This is a genomic window from Vibrio sp. zbq_1, assembly GCF_043102935.1.
In the GTDB taxonomy this organism is placed as follows: domain Bacteria; phylum Pseudomonadota; class Gammaproteobacteria; order Enterobacterales; family Vibrionaceae; genus Vibrio; species Vibrio parahaemolyticus.
The window spans coordinates 148,146-165,911 of record NZ_JBICJH010000042.1 but is presented as its reverse complement, the minus strand read 5'-3'; the positions used below and the strand labels follow the sequence as shown (position 1 = coordinate 165,911).

Genomic DNA, 17,766 nt, shown 5'->3' with positions numbered 1-17,766 from the left:
TTGCGGGGCTGTTATGCCCAACCAGCAGGTGATTTTTTTCTGCGTGGAATGATATGAGGAAGAATTAAACCAAATAAGAGACCAAGGCCTGCTACACCGCCACCGTAAGTGAAGTACTTAAGCAGCATGTCATCTTTTTGCGTATCCAGCTTGGCGCGAAGTTCACGGTTTTCTGTTTCAACAGAAGTGAGCTGGTCGCTGATCTCAGAGTATTTTTTCTCTAGATCTGTAATTTGTTGGTTACGAGTTTCTAGTGATGTTACTAGACCCGCTTTCTCGGTATCAGAAGTTTGACGAGCATTTGCTAGCTGTTCTTTCACTTCTGACAGCTCTTTCTCAATACGAGGAAGGCGAATTGCCATGCTTTCTTGATTTGTCACAAACTTGCTTTGTACCCAACCAGTTCGGCCGCGGTCATCACGAACTTGCGTGTAGCCTGTATCTTTGTTGGCTTGTAAAAGCTGAACTTTAGAGCCAGCGTTAATGCTGCCAATGATACGGTAAGTATTGTTTGGACCTGAGTGCATGAAAGTGAATAGGTCATCAGAAATATAACGGTTTGCTGCTAGTGCCGCTGGTGCTGCTAGCAAAGTAAACAAAACCGTGATGATTAGTTTTTTCACAGTAAATCCCTTAACGATTTTCTTGGATACAGCGTTGGCACCGAATGATTGGAGCCGGAAATAGACGAATAGTATGCAGTTTCAAAGTTCGGTGCAACAAAGAAGGGAGGCAAAGCCTCCCTTTCTGTGCGTTTGAGTCAATAATGACAAAGCGCTTACATTCTATTGACGGATGTATTAAGAGAACATCGCTTGAATGCCGTAGAAGAATACGACAGCCAATAGTGCACCTGCTGGTAGCGTAACAATCCATGAAGCCACGATGTTACGTACTACACCTAGGTTTAGCGCAGCGATACCACGTGCAAAACCTACACCTAGAACCGCACCAACCAGTGTTTGAGTGGTAGAGATTGGCAGACCAGTACCTGATGCCAATACAACCGTACATGCAGTTGCAAGCTGAGCAGCAAAACCACGGCTTGGTGTTAGTTCAGTGATGCCTGTACCAACGGTTGCCATTACTTTGTGGCCCATTGTTGCAAGACCGACAACAATACCGATACCGCCCAATGGAAGAATCCACCATGCGATAGTGCTTTTCGCTGTAACCTCACCCATATGTTCAACAGTCGATACTACTGCAGAAAGAGGGCCAATCGCGTTTGCTACGTCGTTTGAGCCGTGAGCAAATGCCATCGCACAAGCTGTGATTACCATTAGAACGCTGAAGATACCTTCTACGCCAGCAAAGCTGCGGTCTTCTTCACGGTTAGCGAATTTTTTCTGAATGTAGAAGTAGCCGCCAGCCATAACAAGTGCAGATACCGCTACTGCCCACATCCACGCTTCGCCGTTAGTCAGGTGAAGACCAACGTGCTTCAGACCTTTTTTGATGGTTACAAGTGCAATCACCATTGTCGTGATGAACATGTAAACAGGAACGAAACGTTTTGCGTTGAATAGTGGGTTCTCAGTATCAAAAATCAGACGCTGTGCGCTGACGAAAATGACGTAAGCAAAGAAGCCTGAGATAACCGGAGTAATGATCCAGCTACCGACAATCCCTTGAACGCTGCTCCAGTCAACCGCTTCAGTACCTACAGACACACATGCAAAACCGATGATTGCACCGATGATAGAGTGAGTCGTTGATACAGGCCAGCCCATGTAAGAAGCAAGCAGTAGCCATGTACCAGCAGCAAGAAGTGCTGACATCATACCGAAGACAAGAATGTCTGGTTGGCTAGCAAAGAGAGATGTTTCGATAACACCTTTACGGATAGTGTCGGTTACTTCACCGCCTGCAAGGTATGCACCCGCAAATTCGAAGATCATCGCAATGATGATAGCTTGTTTTACGGTTAGCGCTTTTGAACCTACTGATGTACCCATCGCATTAGCAACGTCGTTCGCGCCAATACCAATCGCCATCATGAAACCAAAAATCGCTGCAACAATAATCAGGACAGTGCCGTAGTTCGCAAGGATATCCATCGTAATACCTAGTTGTTTTATAACAAGCGGAGCAAAATTTTACGCGCGCCAAACCATAAGACGGTGAAAATAGTCATCGTCCATCTGACACGTGTTCATTATGCTCTTCGTTATGTCGTTAACTTATGTTTTAAGATCGAGATAGCATCACTTCCAAACGAGCACCTACGCGCTGCGCTTGGTCGGCAATACCACCTACCCATTCAAGAATCTTGTACAAGAACATGACATCGATAGGGTTCATTTCAGATTCAATCGCCATCAGTTGTTGGCGCAGTTCAATCTGCATGGCATCGGTATCATCTTCAATAACGTCCAACTGATGAATCATTTCAGCGACGAGCGTCACTTCGCGGCCTTTGAAGCCGGTTTCTAGCAGTTCATCAAGTTCATTGATTACTTTTTGCGCTTGGTTAGCAGCATCAAGACAACGTTGAACGTAAGCGAGGAAGTTTGGTTGGAGAGCCTCAGGAATGACAAGTTGTCGACCATATACACGGCCAGCAATGTCTTTTGCCAGGTTAGCAAGTTTGTCCTGTTGAGTCAGAAGCTCAAGCATGTCAGTACGATCGACTGGCATAAACAAACCGCGAGGCAGTTTTAGACGGATTTCACGTTTTAGCACGTCCGCTTCTTTCTCTAGATGAGAAATTTGTGCACGGATCTCAGATGCTTTTTCCCAGTCACCCTTTGAAGAAACTTCAAAGAACTTCACCAGGTGTGAACAACATTCGTTGACACACACAACGTGGCGTTGCAAAGGCTTAATTGGGGACTTTGCAAATAACCCCATAATTGTATTTACTGGCATGGTCATTCAACCTAATAACTATAACCTTAAAAAAACATACACCATTTCTTAGTTCTTGGCGAAATGTTGAACGATGGCTATAAAGGCGCGCATGTTAACGCATTAAATGGCTCATTAAAACTGTTTTAGATCATCATTCGGGTGATATTTCTTTCTTGCCGTGCGAGAAATTAGGCAATATCCTGTTTCTATCTGCTTTGAAAGGTATAGCTATGGAAACCGAGATAGAACTGAAGTTTTTTGTTTCTCCTGAATTTTCAGAAACTTTACGAGCAAAAATTTCTGAAACAAAAGTACTTCAGCATAGTTGTCGTGACTTGGGTAACACCTATTTTGATACAGCCGACAATTGGCTAAGACAGCACGACATTGGTTTAAGAATTCGCCGTTTTGATGACGTTTTCGTCCAAACCGTAAAAACCGCAGGACGCGTTGTCGCAGGCTTACATCAAAGACCAGAATACAATGCTGAGCACACAAATAATGAACCGGATCTTTCGCTTCATCCTTCCGATATCTGGCCGTCAGGCAAAGATGTCGCGACTCTACAATCCGAGTTAGTTCCGCTTTTTTCGACCAACTTCACGCGTGAGCAGTGGCTGATTGGTATGCCAGATGGCAGCCAAGTAGAGGTCGCGTTTGACCAAGGCATGGTTGTCGCGCAAGGGGAAGACGGAGAAGAGAGACAAGAACCGATTTGTGAAGTCGAACTTGAACTCAAATCTGGCCAGACCGATGCACTATTTACTTTGGCGCGCAGTTTCTGCGAACAAGGTGGGATGCGCCTGGGTAACTTGAGCAAAGCCGCAAAAGGCTACCGTTTAGCGACTGGTTACACTGGCGACGAAGTGAAGCCGCTTTCTTTAGTGGACAGTAACAAAACAGACACCGTTGAATACTGCTTAATCAATTCACTTGAACATGCTTTATCGCATTGGCATTACCACGAACAAATTTACTCAGAGCGCGACAGTGTGGAAGCACTGCGTGAAATCAGTAACGCCATTCGTTTTATTCGCCAAACATTGACCATTTTTGGTGGCGTAGTGCCTCGTCGTGCGAGCGCTATCTTGCGTCAAGAATTGAAGTGGTTAGAAGAAGAGCTAGTTTGGCTTGATGAACATGCTCACCTTGAAGAGTTGCTTGATGATAAAGGAAACGTATTGCGCAAACTTGACGCGCGTAAGTTCCTTGTCTCCGAGTTGACTCAACAGTTGGAAGAGTTGCCAAGTCGTGAAGAGATGCTGACATTGTTGAGTTCGGCGCGTTACACAGGATTACTGCTGGATCTTAGCCGCTGGATCTTAGCACGTGGCTGGCAGCCATTCTTGGATGAGAAAGCGCGCGAGAAGATGGCAAGCAACATCATGCCGTTTTCTGTGACGCAATTGGATCGCACTTGGGCAGAGCTGATGGAAGCTTTCCCTGCAGAGCGTGATTTGTCTGCGCAAGAGTATGTGGATCAGCGTTACCGTCTGCTGCGTAACCTTTACACTGGAATTGGTTTTGCGAGCTTGTACAACTTCGACGAGCGTAATAGTTTCCGCCTTCCTTGGGCTGACTTAGTGCATGGCATTGATGATCTGTTGATGCTGAACCATCTATTGCCTTTGGTCGATATGCTGGAAAATGAAGAGAAAGAACAGCTAGAACGTTGGCTGCACCGCCAAGAGCGTTCGATTCTTCATGCAATGGATCAAACAAGAGCAATCAGCGTAGAGACTCAGCCGTACTGGCGTGAAAAATAAGATAGGCGAGTGTAAAGCCGCGTTATCTTCATTAATTTAAAGAGAAATAGGACCGATAGGTCCTATTTTTTTGTCTGAATTTTGCGTTGCTGCATTTCCTCTTCGATAAGAGTTAGTCGCTCAAGGATTTGTTCTTGCTGTTCTAATAGCTGTTCTAACATCCGCTCTTTGTTCTTAGAACGGTGATCTTGCTGTTTAGTCGGAGCGGTTAAAATCGACGTAATCACACCAGAGATCATACCGAAGATCCCCACTCCACAAACGATGATGATGACGGCTAAAAACTTTCCTCCAGAGGTCACTGGATAATGATCGCCGTAACCCACAGTGGAGATGGTCACAAAGACCCACCACAAAGCATCAGCTCCAGTACGGATGTTCGCAGCTGGGTTTTTGGCTTCGATAAACAGCATGGCGGTGGAACCGAGCGTTATGAGGATCACCATCAACAGCAATATGGACGCGACAGTGGTTTCTCGGCGGTTTTCTTTGAGCTGATGCAGAATGAACTTTGAAGAGCGCAGCACCAACACCACGCGCAAAATATGAAAGATGCGAGCAAAGCGTAATGGCTCGATCATTGGGATGCTGGCCACAAAATCTATCCAATGCAGCTTAATAAATGAACGTCGATCTGTGGAGCGGATCAAATCAATGGTGAGCTGCAATAGAAAAATACTACAGATTATAAAATCCAGACCGATAAGAACTTGACGGGTTTCGTTATCGATTGGAAAAAACAACAGGCCAGAGATCACAAATAACGCCATAAAGGACAAGATTAGTGACAGCAGGCCCATCGGTCGAGTGCTGTCTTTGATATCATTATTTTTCATACGAAGCTCGAAATAAATCGCGTGATAGAACCCAAGCGCAAACATAACTATAAGAGATGTAAAAACTATATAAGACTCAGTGGAGAACTGACAATGGAAAAGCTGGCATTCAAGCCATGGGAAAGGGTCATATCCGACATTCGACTTGTACCGAAAATGGTCATGTTGATGGTATTCAGTACCGTTCTGATCGTGGCAAAACAACTTTGGGACGCAAACACATTTTACGATTCACTTTTAGCAGCCACTCAAAATGCGCAAGTTGCTCAACAACATTATGAAGCGTATTTGACTCAAGTCGTGTGGCAGACCGCGCTACTTATCGTCGTTTTTGTGGCTTTACTGTTGGCCGCCGCACGCGTAATGCTGCGCCAAACTCAGTATCTCAATGAAGCCATCAAATTAATGGCGAGCAAAAACTTGTCGGTACCGTTTGGTATGGACTGTAAAGATGAATACGGAGATGTGGCACGAGAGCTAGAGAAAACGCGTCGCCAACTGCATGACGTGATTCAAATGCAAATCAACGCATCCGACGAGCTAGCGACACTGACGGAAGTGATGACGTTGAGCATGTCAGAAACTAAAGAGTCGGCGCAAGAAGAGTTCAACGAGATTGACCAGCTGGCGACGGCCATGAGCGAGATGTCATCGACCGTACAAACGGTGGCCGATCATGCTCAAACGGCTTCTTCTTTGACGGAACAGGCGTCCACGCAAGCCGTAACGGGTCAACAGTTCTTGCAAAGCACAGTAGCGAAAATGAGCGAGCTATCTTCAGATATTGCGTCTTCTGCACAAGCCGTAAACCAAGTCGAAGAGCGTGTTGAGTCGATTGGTAGCGTAGTGGGTACGATTCAAGGCATCTCTGAGCAAACCAACTTGCTTGCTTTGAATGCGGCGATTGAAGCGGCGCGTGCTGGTGAAGCAGGGCGTGGTTTTGCTGTGGTGGCGGACGAAGTTCGTAACCTTGCGCAGCGCACGCAACAAGCGACGGTGGAAATTCAAGAAATGATCACTCAGCTACAGGCCAGCGCGACTTCTGCGGTTGATTTGATGGAGAAAAGTGTTGTCGAAGCTGCTGAAGGCGTGGAACTGGTTTCTAACGCGGGTAGTGAGCTTGATGGCATTGTTGCTCAAGTAACACAAATCAACGACATGAACTTCCAAATTGCCACCGCTTCAGGACAACAAAGCAGTGTAGCGGAAGAAATGAGCCAGAACTTAACGAACGTTCGTGAGCTGGTTGAAGCATCGGTCGTGGTGGTCACAGAGTTACTGGAAACCTCTGAAATGATGCAAAGTAACGCCGAAGAGCTAGATAAGAAGATTAAGTCATTTAGCGTATAAAGCGAATTGGATTTGATAAAACGCCCACAAACCTTTTGTGGGCGTTTTTATTTGCTTTAAGTCTGGTATAAAGAATGAATCACCGTGCTTTTCACACAAGGAAGAAACATGCAGCTGCCTTCGTCACTGGTCTCTGTCGCCGAATCTGCCGTTCAAAATGCCCAAGAAGCGGGTTACCTTCAATCATGGCCAAATGAGGTCGTAGAGCAGTTTCATTACGTCTCGGCGTTGAGCCAATTTATTACGGAAACCATTCACCGTGACGAGGCTCTCGCGCAGCAGTTACCAACGATGTTAAGTGAGCTTAGCCGACACCAAGCTTATCGCACCCGTCTGGCCGCTTTATTGGCAGAATGCCCAGATGAAATCTCTGGTCATCGCGTTCTGCGTCAGTTCCGAAATCGAGAAATGGTCTACATCGCGTGGAAAGACTTCTTACATGCTTGGACACTTGAAGAGTCATTACGTCATTTGTCCCAATTGGCAGAGGCGATGATCTTTGAGACATACCAATGGCAATACAAAATTTGCTGCGCAGAATGGGGAACGCCAACAAATGCAGAGGGTGAAGCTCAACCGATGTTGATCATTGGGATGGGCAAGCTAGGCGGCGGTGAACTGAATTTCTCTTCCGATATCGACCTGATTTTTACTTACCCTGAAAACGGCGAAACCCAAGGTGCCCGCCGCAGTATTGCTAACGCGCAGTTCTTTACTCGTCTTGGTCAGCGGATCATCAAAGCACTCGATCAACAGACGTTTGATGGTTTTTGTTATCGTGTCGACATGCGGTTGCGTCCATTTGGAGAAAGCGGCCCGTTGGTCATGAGCTATGCTGCGTTGGAAGATTACTACCAAGAGCAAGGACGAGACTGGGAACGTTACGCGATGATCAAAGCGCGCGTGATGGGATGCGAAATGTATCCGCAATATCAAGAGCTACGCAAAATGTTGCGTCCGTTTGTGTTCCGTCGTTACATCGACTTTAGTGCGATTCAGTCGTTGCGCCGTATGAAATCAATGATCAGCAGTGAAGTGCGACGTCGCGGTTTAACCAACAACATCAAGCTGGGCGCTGGTGGTATTCGAGAAATTGAGTTTATCGCGCAAGTTTTCCAACTGATTCGTGGCGGGCGAGAGCCATCTTTGCGCAATCGTGGCTTGCTCGAAACCTTAAATGGTATTGAAGAGCTTGCGCTGTTAACCCCGCAAGAAGTCAGTAATCTAGAAGCGGCATATAAATATTTACGCCGGCTAGAAAACCTACTGCAAGCCATGGCGGATAAGCAGACCCAGACGCTGCCCGATTGCGACATCGAGCGTTTAAAACTGGCAACTGCGATGCAGCTAGAGTCGTGGGATCTGCTCATCGAACAAACTCAGCAGCACATGAACAAAGTGCATCAAGTATTTGAAACCTTGATTGGTGACGACGAAGAAGATGAGGGCAGCACGATTGCTCGTCATTTCCATGAATTATGGGATATGGCCAATAAACAAGATGTGCTAGAGCTGATTTTAGAGCAGGACATTCAAGTTGAAGAGCCCGCCATATTCTCTAAAGCTATCATCAACTTTAAAGCCGACTTGGCCAAGAAAACGCTCGGCCCCCGTGGGCGAGAGGTCTTAAACCGCTTGATGCCCAAAGTGTTTGATGCGGTGTTTGCCCACCCAGATGCTCAATTTGGTTTACCGCGAGTGTTACATTTACTGCATAATATTTGCACGCGCACGACGTACTTAGAATTGTTGGATGAACACCCTGCCGCATTGGTGCAGTTAGTGCGCTTGTGTACCGCAAGTCCAATGATTTCCGAACAGTTGTCTCGTTATCCAATCCTTCTGGATGAGTTGATAGATCCTCAACAGCTGTACAACCCAATTCCACTCGATAGCTATCGCACTGAATTGCGCGATTTCCTTGCCCGTATTCCCGAAGATGATATGGAGCAGCAAATGGAAGCGCTGCGTCAGTTTAAGCAAATTTGTATTTTGCGTATCGCGGCGGCGGATATCGCTGGCGTGCTGCCAGTCATGAAAGTAAGTGATCACTTAACTTATCTAGCAGAAGCCATTGTTGAAGCGGTGGTCAGCCAAGCGTGGCTTCAAGTGTCTGAAAAATACGGCGAGCCAACACACGTGAAAGACCGTGAAGGCAAAGGCTTTGCCGTGATCGGTTATGGTAAAGTCGGTGGATGGGAGTTGGGCTACAACTCAGACTTAGATATTGTCTTTATGCACGACTGCCCAGTTAATGTATACACCGATGGGAAGAAGGAAATTGACGGCCGCCAGTTCTACCTTCGTTTAGCACAGCGCATCATCCATATTTTCTCAACCCGCACCGCATCAGGCATTCTATACGAAGTGGACACTCGCTTACGTCCTTCTGGTGCGTCCGGCCTGTTGGTGAGTCCAACCGATGCGTTTGATGATTATCAACATCAAGATGCGTGGACTTGGGAGCATCAAGCTTTAGTGCGCGCTCGCATGATTTATGGTGATGAACCATTGGCGATTGCTTTCCATAACACCCGTCATGATGTGTTGTGTAAACCGCGTGATGAGCAAACGTTGAAAAAAGAAGTCGTCGAGATGCGTGAAAAAATGCGCGATCATTTAGGCGGTAAGAAATCTGGTCGCTTCATGATCAAGCAAGACGTCGGTGGTATTACCGATATCGAATTTCTGGCTCAATATTTGGTGCTTAACTATAGTCACGAGAAACCTAAGCTTACGCGTTGGTGTGACAATGTCCGAATATATGAAACGCTAATTGCTCAAGGTGTCATGGAAGAAGACCAAGCGATGCAACTGATACGCGCGTATACGACGATGCGTAACGAAATACATCTCAGAAACCTACTTAATTTGGATGCAGATGTGGTTGAAGATAAGTTTGTTGCAGAAAGAGAATGGGTGAAGCAAGCATGGAACCAGTGGTTCGCCTAAGTAGAAGTAGTGCTCAAGGTTCAGCCTAGAAAAAGGCTGTGCTAAACTCACCACGATTTAATTTTTGGAGACCAATAATGAAACCAATTCTACCTGATTACAACAGCGCTGGTGTGCTCATCATCGGTGATGTCATGCTAGACCGTTACTGGTATGGCCCAACTGGACGTATCTCGCCAGAAGCACCAGTACCTGTTGTAAAAGTAGAAAACAATGAAGAGCGTCCGGGTGGTGCTGCGAACGTTGCGATGAACATCGCGTCACTAGGTGGTCATGCTCACATTGTTGGTCTGACTGGTGAAGATGAGCCAGCAAAAGTGCTAACGGAAACACTCAGCGCATTGAACGTGAAGTGTGATTTTGTTGCGCTGCCTGATTATCCAACCATTACTAAATTACGCGTTATGAGCCGTGGCCAGCAACTTATCCGTCTTGACTTCGAAGATAAGTTTGAGAATACCGACGCGACCCCGGTTCTGTCTCGTATGGATGCAGCGCTACCAAACGTGAAAGCGGTGATCATGTCTGACTACGCAAAAGGCTCTCTAGAGCACGTTCAAGCGTACATTCAGAAAGCGCGAGCCGCGAATATTCCTGTTTTCATTGATCCTAAAGGTGCGGACTTTGAACGTTACCGCGGTGCAACTCTACTGACACCAAACATGAAAGAGTTTGAAGATGTGGTCGGTAAAGTGAAATCGGATCAAGAGCTGGTAGAGAAAGCTCTGGCACTTGTTGAAGAGTTTGATTTTGAAGCGCTATTGGTAACACGTAGTGAGCACGGTATGACGTTGATTCGTCGTGGCCAAGAGCCATTCCATCTACCAACGCAAGCGAAAGAAGTCTACGACGTAACAGGTGCTGGTGACACGGTGATTTCTGTACTTGCAGCATCGGTTGCGGCAGGTAAATCCTTTGAAGAAGCGTGTGCACTTGCTAACGCAGCTGCTGGCGTTGTCGTGGGTAAACTGGGTACGTCGACGCTGTCTGAAATTGAATTGGCAGAAGCGGTTCATGGCAGTCAAGATACCGACTTTGGTGTCATCTCAGAAAAAGCACTGATCGAAGCGGTGAAAAAAGCACGTGCTCGTGGCGAGAAAGTCGTCATGACCAATGGCTGTTTTGATATTCTTCACGCTGGTCATGTGTCTTACCTTAATCATGCTGCTGAGCTAGGTGATCGCCTAATTGTCGCAGTAAATACCGATGAGTCTGTAAAGCGTTTAAAAGGCCCTGGTCGTCCAGTAAACCCAACCGATCGCCGTATGGCAGTATTGGCAGGTTTAGGTGCAGTTGACTGGGTTGTACCGTTTAGTGAAGATACGCCACAGCGTCTGATCTCTGAAGTGCTGCCAAGCATGTTAGTTAAAGGCGGTGACTACAAACCAGAAGAGATTGCCGGTGGTAAAGAAGTGATTGCGGCAGGTGGTGAAGTTCGTGTTTTGAACTTTGAAGATGGTTGCTCAACCAGCGAAATCATCAATGCAATTAAAGGCGGCAAAGGCTAAGCCTTACTGCTTTGAACAACACTATCTGAAAGGTCGCTGCAAAGCGGCCTTTTTGTTTTTCTATGCTTACTGTCCTACGTTTTGGTATAGCAATGCATTTGCGAGATAATCGCTAGGCGTACAATGTTAGGTAATTTGCATCGAATGATAGACAACAAAAAACGCCAGTTGAAGAATCAACTGGCGTTTTAATTTCATTGTATAACTGAACGTTATTTCGCTGGTTTCAAACCTGCATCCACATCCAAGATGTCTTGTTCGCTTAGTGTACCAACCGCTTGGCGAAGCTGAAGAACACTCAGGATGTAGTTGTAACGAGCGTCTGAAAGGTTTTTGTTCGCATCGTATAGGCGACGAGTTGCGTCTAGAACATCAACGATAGTACGAGTACCTACATCAAAACCAGCTTCTGTCGCTTCTAGCGCAGATCTCGCTGAAACTACCGATTGCTCATACGCTTTTAACGCACCAATAGAAGCGTTGATGTTGTTGTTTTGTGCACGAACATCTTTCACTACGCTACGGTACTGAGCTTCAAGATCTTCGCTTGCTGCAACGTACGCAAACTCAGCTTGTTTGGTTTGTGATGTCACGTTGCCACCAGTGTAAAGTGGCACTGCTAGGTTAACGCCAATATTGAAGTTATCCGTCGTGTTATCACGAGCACTGTTTGAAGTATCACCGTAGTTGTAACCACCGTCTAGAGACAGTGTTGGTAGGTGACCAGAGCTAGCTAGCGAGATGTTGTCGCGCGCGATGTCTTGTGAAATACGAGCTGACAATAGGCTAAGGTTCTTCGTTTTCGCTTCATCGATCAACGTTTCAGCAGGGCTGTTCGTACGTGTTGCAGAGAAACGGTTAGTATCAAGAACGTTTAAGTTTTTGTGTTCTTGACCAGTGATTTCACGTAGCGATTCGTAGCTGTTGATCAGGTCATTTTCTGCCAACACTTCATCCGCTAGTACTGCATCGTACTGAGCTTGAGCATCGTGAACGTCAGTGATTGCCGACAAACCAACTTCGAAGCGTTGTTTTGTTTGCTCTAGTTGGCGACCAACAGCTGCTTTCTCTGCACGAACGAAGACTAGATTGTCTTGAGCGCGCAATACTTCGAAGTACGCTTGAGATACGCGAAGGATCAAACCTTGTTGTGCTGCTGCGTAAGTAGCATCTGCTTGGCGAGCGCTTTTTTCAGCAGTATCTAATGTGATCCAAGATGCGCGGTTGTAAAGTTCTTGCGAGAAGTTAACGCCAGCAGTTAGGGCATTTGAGTCGTTTGACACGTCACTAATAAGATTTGAATCGTATTCTGTATCGCCACGAGTCAGGTTGTAACCCGCTGTTAGGTTGATTTGTGGTAATAGAGCACTACGGCTAGAGGTGATTGCTTCAAAAGCTCGGTCACGCTGTGCTGCTACACTGAGCAATTGTGGGTCATTTTGCTTTGCTAAGTCGTAGATTTCAGCTAAAGAATCTGCCCATGCAGAAGAACTTATGCCACCTAGCGCTGCACTGATAAATAGTGGAAGCAATTTTTTCATTTTCTATTCCCGCGGTCAATAGATTGGTTAATTCTCAGTAGTTTAACTCAATTTGAACGATATTTACTCTAAAGTTTGCACTTTTTTACACGTAATTATCCATCTGTGCAATAAATTTTTGACTCAGACTTAAAATAAATTATAACTATTGTACAAAAAGTTGAGCCAAGTCCTTTGAGCAAGTGATTAACAATGAGTAAACTACAAGATTCACTCAGAGAGGTGTTGAATGCAACAGTGTGACAAACGACAAGATGAGTTTACTTCACGAGACGTAGAAATCATCTCGAAAGAATCTGTGTTTGAAGGCTTCTTTAAAATGGTGAAGTACCGTTTTAAGCATAAGCTATTCGCTGGTGGTTGGAGCGACGTGGTTGAACGAGAAATGTTCGAGCGTGGCCATGCCGCGGCAATGCTGCCCTACGATCCTAAAACGGATCAAGTGGTTATCATTGAGCAGATCCGCATTGGCGCATTGGAACATGAACACCCTTGGCAGCTAGAAATTGTCGCTGGTATGATCGATCGCGATGAATCCGCAGAAGAGGTGATTCGCCGTGAAGCCGAAGAAGAAGCCGGCATTACCGTAGGGCGAGTGGCATCAGTCACGTCTTATTATCCTTCTTCCGGTGGATGTTCTGAAAAACTGGATGTGTTTGTTGGTGAAGTTGATGCTTCTAAAGCGCACGGCATTCATGGTTTAGACTATGAAGATGAAGACATTCGAGTTCATGTGCTAAGTCGTGAACAAGCGTACCAATGGGTGAAAGACGGAATATTTGAGAATGGTGCTTCTATTATTGCGTTGCAATGGTTGCAATTAAACCATCAAGAGTTGAGGTCACAATGGGGATATCCCCAAATAGTGGAGAGTAAGTAATGGCGCAGGTGGCTGAAAAACAGCGATATCATGTTGATTTAGCGGGTCTGATGAGAACCTATGAGACCAATTACGCTAAGTTAAATGCCTTACTGCCTGTCTCTGCTGAGGTTGGGGATGTACGTTGCTATCAAGCGGCGAACATGGTTTACCAACTGACCGTGAATGAAATCACAAAATACACCACAGTTGTTGAGATATGTCAGAGTGATGAAACGCCAGTGTTTCCTTTGCCGACGATGTCTGTCAGGCTTTATCACGATGCGAGAGTTGCTGAAGTATGCTCAAGCGGAGAGTTCTCACGCATTAAAGCTAAATATGATTATCCCAATGACCAGTTGATGCAGAGAGATGAAAAGCATCAACTTAATACGTTCCTTGGTGAATGGCTGACGTTTTGTCTACGAAGTGGCATTAGTAGAACGCCGCTTGCCTTCAATTGATCGTCACGTCATTCAAGGAAAATAACAAGAAACTATAGAGTGAACGAATCAGGTTTTCATTTTGCAATCATCGAATGACAGCATCAAACTTTTACAAATCACGGATACTCATCTGTTCGCTGCAGACGAGGGAAGTTTGCTGAGCGTAAAAACAGCCGACAGCTTTTCTGCTGTGGTTAACGAAGTTTTGCGCCGCAAAGTGGGGTTTGATTACATTTTAGCGACTGGCGATATTTCACAGGATCATAGCGCCGAGTCTTATCAACGATTTGCTGATGGCATTGCGCCGCTGCAAAAGGATTGTTATTGGCTGCCGGGAAATCACGATTACAAACCCAATATGGGAAGTGTGTTACCTTCACCACAAATTCAAGCGGCAGAACATGTGTTGCTGGGTGAAAAGTGGCAATTGATTTTGCTTGATTCTCAAGTAGTAGGCGTGCCTCATGGGCGTTTAAGCGATCAGCAGTTGACTCTTTTGGAAGAGAAATTAACGGAATTTCCTGAGCGTCATACACTGGTTTTATTGCATCACCATCCTTTGCTGGTGGGGAGCGCTTGGCTTGACCAGCATACGTTGAAAGACGCAGAAGCGTTTTGGCAAGTTGTGGATCGATTCGACAATGTAAAAGGCATTTTGTGTGGGCATGTTCATCAAGACATGAACGTAATACACAAAGGTATTCGAGTGATGGCAACACCATCAACGTGTGTCCAGTTTAAGCCGAATTCCGATGATTTCGCGCTTGATACCACATCCCCAGGTTGGCGTGAGCTAGAACTGCACACCAACGGCGACATCACAACCCATGTCGACCGTTTACCAGAAGGCCAATTCCAGCCAGATTTCTCTTCCAACGGATATTAATGATGCCCGAGCTCTAAGTTCGGGCTCGCTTTTTCATGCGAGACTTCTATGAGTAAACCTTCACTTCTATTGTACATCCACGGTTTCAACAGCTCACCGCTCTCAATGAAAGCCAATTTAATGAGAGAATATTGCGCGCAGCATCGTCCGGACATCAAAGTCATCGTCCCACAATTGCCTTGCTTTCCTGAACAAGCCGCTCAATTGTTGTTGGATATTGTTGAGCAATACAAAGACGACTACAACATTGGCTTAGTGGGTAGCTCGCTTGGTGGTTACATGTCGACGTGGTTAAACGCGAAGTACGGTTTTAAAGCGGTTGTCGTGAACCCTGCAGTTAAACCTTATGAGTTGCTTGTTGATTATTTGGGGGAGCAAACCAACCCATACACGCATGAAACCTATACACTTGAAGCTTGTCATATTGACGAGTTAAAAGCTCTTGATGTACAAAGCATCGCGTCGCCTAACTCTTTCTGGTTGTTACAGCAAACCGAAGACGAGGTTTTAGACTATCGCCAAGCGGTAGATAAGTTTGCAAAAGCTAAGCAAACGGTAGAACAAGGCGGTGATCACAGTTTTGTTGGCTTTGAGCGTTATCCTGCTAAGATTATCGAATTCCTTGAACTGTAATACTAATGAGACGATTGGAATAGGCTCATAGTTTTTATTGATATATCCAACTGTTTCTTGACATAGGCGGTATGCTTTCCGACTATGTTTTGCCTAAAGATCTTAAGGGTCATCGACCCTGGCTACGTTGTTATGCATCAGATTTATAAACACTTAACGATGCTGACAGGGTAGCTTTTTCGTTTCCTGAGTATGTGCTTACCGATAGGTAAGACTTGGGTAACAAGTAAACTTTGAGAACAATTCCGTATTATGACTGAACAATATAATGCTGGTGCCATTGAAGTACTGAATGGCCTTGAGCCAGTACGTCGCCGACCAGGGATGTATACGGATACAGCGCGCCCAAACCACTTGGGCCAAGAAGTTATCGATAACAGTGTCGATGAAGCGCTAGCCGGACATGCCTCAAAAGTACAAGTCATCCTACATGCTGACCAATCACTAGAAGTGATCGATGATGGTCGAGGCATGCCTGTTGATATCCACCCTGAAGAGAAAGTATCTGGTGTTGAGCTGATCTTATGTAAGCTCCATGCGGGTGGTAAATTCTCCAACAAAAACTACCAGTTTTCAGGTGGTTTGCACGGTGTAGGTATCTCAGTAGTAAACGCGCTGTCTAAGCGAGTTGAAGTGACGGTACGTCGTGATGGTCAAGTGTACGAAATTGCTTTTGAGCACGGTGACAAAGTATCAGACCTTACTGTAACGGGCACATGTGGTCGCCGCAATCGCGGTACTAGCGTGCACTTTTGGCCGGATGCGAAGTATTTCGATTCAGCTAACTTCTCTGTAACTCGTTTGGTGAACAACCTACGAGCGAAAGCGGTACTTTGCCCAGGTCTAGAAATTACGTTTACCGATAAAGTAAACAACAAAGACTACCAGTGGTACTACGAAGATGGTTTGAAAGACTATCTAGCCGAAGGCGTAAAAGGTTACCCAGTACTACCAGAAGAACCGTTTACTGGGGAGTTTTCTGCAGACACAGAAGCAGCAAACTGGGCAGTAATCTGGCAGCCAGAAGGCGGCGAGATGATCACCGAAAGTTACGTGAACCTTATCCCAACAGCTCAGGGTGGTACACACGTAAATGGTCTTCGCCAAGGTCTGTTGGATGCGATGCGTGAGTTTTGTGAATTCCGCAACTTGCTACCACGTGGTGTGAAGCTAACGGGCGATGATGTCTTCGACCGTTGTTCGTACGTGTTGTCGGTTAAGATCCAAGATCCACAGTTTGCTGGTCAGACTAAAGAGCGTCTTTCTTCTCGTCAAACCGCAGCGTTTGTTTCTGGTGTGGTAAAAGATGCATTCAGTCTGTGGCTAAACGAAAAGCCTCAACTTGCAGAGCAACTAGCGGAAGTGTGTATTGCTAACGCCCACCGTCGTATGCGCGCAAGCAAGAAAGTCGTACGTAAAAAAGTCGCATCGGGTCCTGCCTTGCCAGGTAAGTTAACCGACTGTTCCGTACAAGACTTAAATCGCACCGAAATCTTCTTCGTGGAGGGTGACTCGGCGGGTGGCAGCGCGAAGCAAGCCCGAGATCGTGAATTCCAAGCGGTAATGCCACTGCGTGGTAAGATCCTAAACACATGGGAAGTCTCTGCCGATCAAGTTCTGGCGTCTCAAGAAGTGCATGACATCTCGGTTGCGTTGGGTATCGACCCAGACAGCGACAACCTTGACAGCCTACGCTACGGTAAAATTTGTATCCTTGCCGATGCGGACTCGGACGGTCTTCACATCGCAACGCTATTGTGTGCTTTGTTTACTCGTCACTTCCGCGCGCTCGTTGAAGCGGGTCATATCTATGTAGCAATGCCGCCTCTGTATCGAATCGACTGTGGTAAAGAAGTCTTCTACGCCCTCGATGACGATGAAAAAGATGGCATTCTAGAACGTTTGTCGAAGAAGAAAGCCAAAATCAACGTACAACGATTCAAAGGTCTGGGTGAGATGAACCCAATTCAGCTACGCGAGACCACAATGGATCCGAACACGCGTCGTTTGGTTCAACTTACGATCGACGACTCTGAAGCCACTATGGAAATGATGGACATGCTGCTAGGTAAAAAACGCGCAGATGACCGTCGTTCTTGGCTACAAAACAACGGCGATTTGGCAGAGGTTTAACGG

The 17,766-nt window shown here is 46.1% G+C and carries 14 protein-coding genes; 9 read left to right on the top strand and 5 right to left on the bottom strand.

The features are described 5' to 3' along the window. Positions 1-11: 11 nt before the first annotated feature. The 3 genes from ACF8CV_RS20445 to ACF8CV_RS20435 form a co-directional block, all read right to left on the bottom strand. Positions 12-623: a TIGR04211 family SH3 domain-containing protein gene (locus ACF8CV_RS20445; RefSeq protein WP_005455434.1), complete on the bottom strand. Its 612-nt coding sequence runs from the start codon at positions 621-623 to the stop codon at positions 12-14. Positions 624-800: 177 nt separating this feature from the next. After that, positions 801-2,060, bottom strand: coding sequence for an inorganic phosphate transporter (locus ACF8CV_RS20440; RefSeq protein WP_005479165.1), 1,260 nt, complete (start codon positions 2,058-2,060; stop codon positions 801-803). A 130-nt stretch (positions 2,061-2,190) separates the two neighbouring features. Continuing rightward, complete coding sequence (locus ACF8CV_RS20435; RefSeq protein ID WP_005479163.1) at positions 2,191-2,871, bottom strand: TIGR00153 family protein; 681 nt, start codon at positions 2,869-2,871, stop codon at positions 2,191-2,193. A 212-nt stretch (positions 2,872-3,083) separates the two neighbouring features. On the opposite strand from ACF8CV_RS20435, the gene ACF8CV_RS20430 reads away from it, so the two are divergent. After that, complete coding sequence (locus ACF8CV_RS20430; protein ID WP_020840070.1) at positions 3,084-4,619, top strand: inorganic triphosphatase; 1,536 nt, start codon at positions 3,084-3,086, stop codon at positions 4,617-4,619. Positions 4,620-4,681: 62 nt separating this feature from the next. Here ACF8CV_RS20430 and ACF8CV_RS20425 read toward each other — a convergent pair whose 3' ends face one another. Then, a complete protein-coding gene (locus ACF8CV_RS20425) occupies positions 4,682-5,500 on the bottom strand; it encodes a potassium channel family protein (protein WP_005455438.1) in 819 nt (272 codons plus the stop codon). 48 nt (positions 5,501-5,548) lie between these two features. On the opposite strand from ACF8CV_RS20425, the gene ACF8CV_RS20420 reads away from it, so the two are divergent. The 3 genes from ACF8CV_RS20420 (at position 5,549) to hldE (ending at position 11,265) form a co-directional block, all read left to right on the top strand. Then, the gene (locus tag ACF8CV_RS20420; protein ID WP_005455439.1) at positions 5,549-6,805 is read left to right on the top strand and encodes a methyl-accepting chemotaxis protein; all 1,257 of its coding nucleotides are present in this window, start codon (positions 5,549-5,551) and stop codon (positions 6,803-6,805) included. A 108-nt stretch (positions 6,806-6,913) separates the two neighbouring features. Next, a complete protein-coding gene (gene glnE / locus ACF8CV_RS20415) occupies positions 6,914-9,757 on the top strand; it encodes a bifunctional [glutamate--ammonia ligase]-adenylyl-L-tyrosine phosphorylase/[glutamate--ammonia-ligase] adenylyltransferase (RefSeq protein ID WP_138938662.1) in 2,844 nt (947 codons plus the stop codon). Between the two features lie 77 nt (positions 9,758-9,834). Beyond that, a complete protein-coding gene (gene hldE / locus ACF8CV_RS20410; RefSeq protein WP_005497052.1) occupies positions 9,835-11,265 on the top strand; it encodes a bifunctional D-glycero-beta-D-manno-heptose-7-phosphate kinase/D-glycero-beta-D-manno-heptose 1-phosphate adenylyltransferase HldE in 1,431 nt (476 codons plus the stop codon). 212 nt (positions 11,266-11,477) lie between these two features. Here the strand turns inward: hldE and vpoC are convergent, their stop codons facing one another. Further along, entirely contained in the window at positions 11,478-12,806 is a 1,329-nt protein-coding gene (gene vpoC, locus ACF8CV_RS20405; protein ID WP_005455451.1) for an efflux RND transporter outer membrane protein VpoC, read from the bottom strand. A 229-nt stretch (positions 12,807-13,035) separates the two neighbouring features. On the opposite strand from vpoC, the gene nudF reads away from it, so the two are divergent. The 5 genes from nudF to parE all read left to right on the top strand — a co-directional run bounded on the left by nudF (position 13,036) and on the right by parE (position 17,763). Next, positions 13,036-13,686: an ADP-ribose diphosphatase gene (nudF, locus tag ACF8CV_RS20400; protein ID WP_005497056.1), complete on the top strand. Its 651-nt coding sequence runs from the start codon at positions 13,036-13,038 to the stop codon at positions 13,684-13,686. After that, complete coding sequence (locus ACF8CV_RS20395) at positions 13,686-14,129, top strand: DUF1249 family protein (RefSeq protein WP_005482022.1); 444 nt, start codon at positions 13,686-13,688, stop codon at positions 14,127-14,129. Before nudF ends, ACF8CV_RS20395 begins: the two co-directional genes overlap by 1 nt. Before the next feature lie 61 nt (positions 14,130-14,190). Beyond that, entirely contained in the window at positions 14,191-14,997 is an 807-nt protein-coding gene (cpdA, locus tag ACF8CV_RS20390; protein WP_017449192.1) for a 3',5'-cyclic-AMP phosphodiesterase, read from the top strand. 48 nt (positions 14,998-15,045) lie between these two features. After that, positions 15,046-15,630 carry an esterase YqiA gene (yqiA, locus tag ACF8CV_RS20385; RefSeq protein WP_015296221.1) on the top strand — a complete coding sequence of 195 codons (585 nt, stop codon included), beginning with the start codon at positions 15,046-15,048 and terminating at the stop codon, positions 15,628-15,630. Between the two features lie 252 nt (positions 15,631-15,882). After that, complete coding sequence (gene parE, locus ACF8CV_RS20380; protein WP_005457157.1) at positions 15,883-17,763, top strand: DNA topoisomerase IV subunit B; 1,881 nt, start codon at positions 15,883-15,885, stop codon at positions 17,761-17,763. Positions 17,764-17,766: the final 3 nt, after the last annotated feature.

What these genes read in the sequence shown, in the direction of transcription:
- ACF8CV_RS20440 (WP_005479165.1), bottom strand. Translation starts at nt 2,060, where the DNA reads ATGGATATCCTTGCGAACTACGGCACTGTCCTGATTATTGTTGCAGCG.
- ACF8CV_RS20435 (WP_005479163.1), bottom strand. Translation starts at nt 2,871, where the DNA reads ATGCCAGTAAATACAATTATGGGGTTATTTGCAAAGTCCCCAATTAAG.
- ACF8CV_RS20430 (WP_020840070.1), top strand. Translation starts at nt 3,084, where the DNA reads ATGGAAACCGAGATAGAACTGAAGTTTTTTGTTTCTCCTGAATTTTCA.
- ACF8CV_RS20425 (WP_005455438.1), bottom strand. Translation starts at nt 5,500, where the DNA reads ATGTTTGCGCTTGGGTTCTATCACGCGATTTATTTCGAGCTTCGTATG.
- ACF8CV_RS20420 (WP_005455439.1), top strand. Translation starts at nt 5,549, where the DNA reads ATGGAAAAGCTGGCATTCAAGCCATGGGAAAGGGTCATATCCGACATT.
- glnE (WP_138938662.1), top strand. Translation starts at nt 6,914, where the DNA reads ATGCAGCTGCCTTCGTCACTGGTCTCTGTCGCCGAATCTGCCGTTCAA.
- hldE (WP_005497052.1), top strand. Translation starts at nt 9,835, where the DNA reads ATGAAACCAATTCTACCTGATTACAACAGCGCTGGTGTGCTCATCATC.
- vpoC (WP_005455451.1), bottom strand. Translation starts at nt 12,806, where the DNA reads ATGAAAAAATTGCTTCCACTATTTATCAGTGCAGCGCTAGGTGGCATA.
- nudF (WP_005497056.1), top strand. Translation starts at nt 13,036, where the DNA reads ATGCAACAGTGTGACAAACGACAAGATGAGTTTACTTCACGAGACGTA.
- ACF8CV_RS20395 (WP_005482022.1), top strand. Translation starts at nt 13,686, where the DNA reads ATGGCGCAGGTGGCTGAAAAACAGCGATATCATGTTGATTTAGCGGGT.
- yqiA (WP_015296221.1), top strand. Translation starts at nt 15,046, where the DNA reads ATGAGTAAACCTTCACTTCTATTGTACATCCACGGTTTCAACAGCTCA.
- parE (WP_005457157.1), top strand. Translation starts at nt 15,883, where the DNA reads ATGACTGAACAATATAATGCTGGTGCCATTGAAGTACTGAATGGCCTT.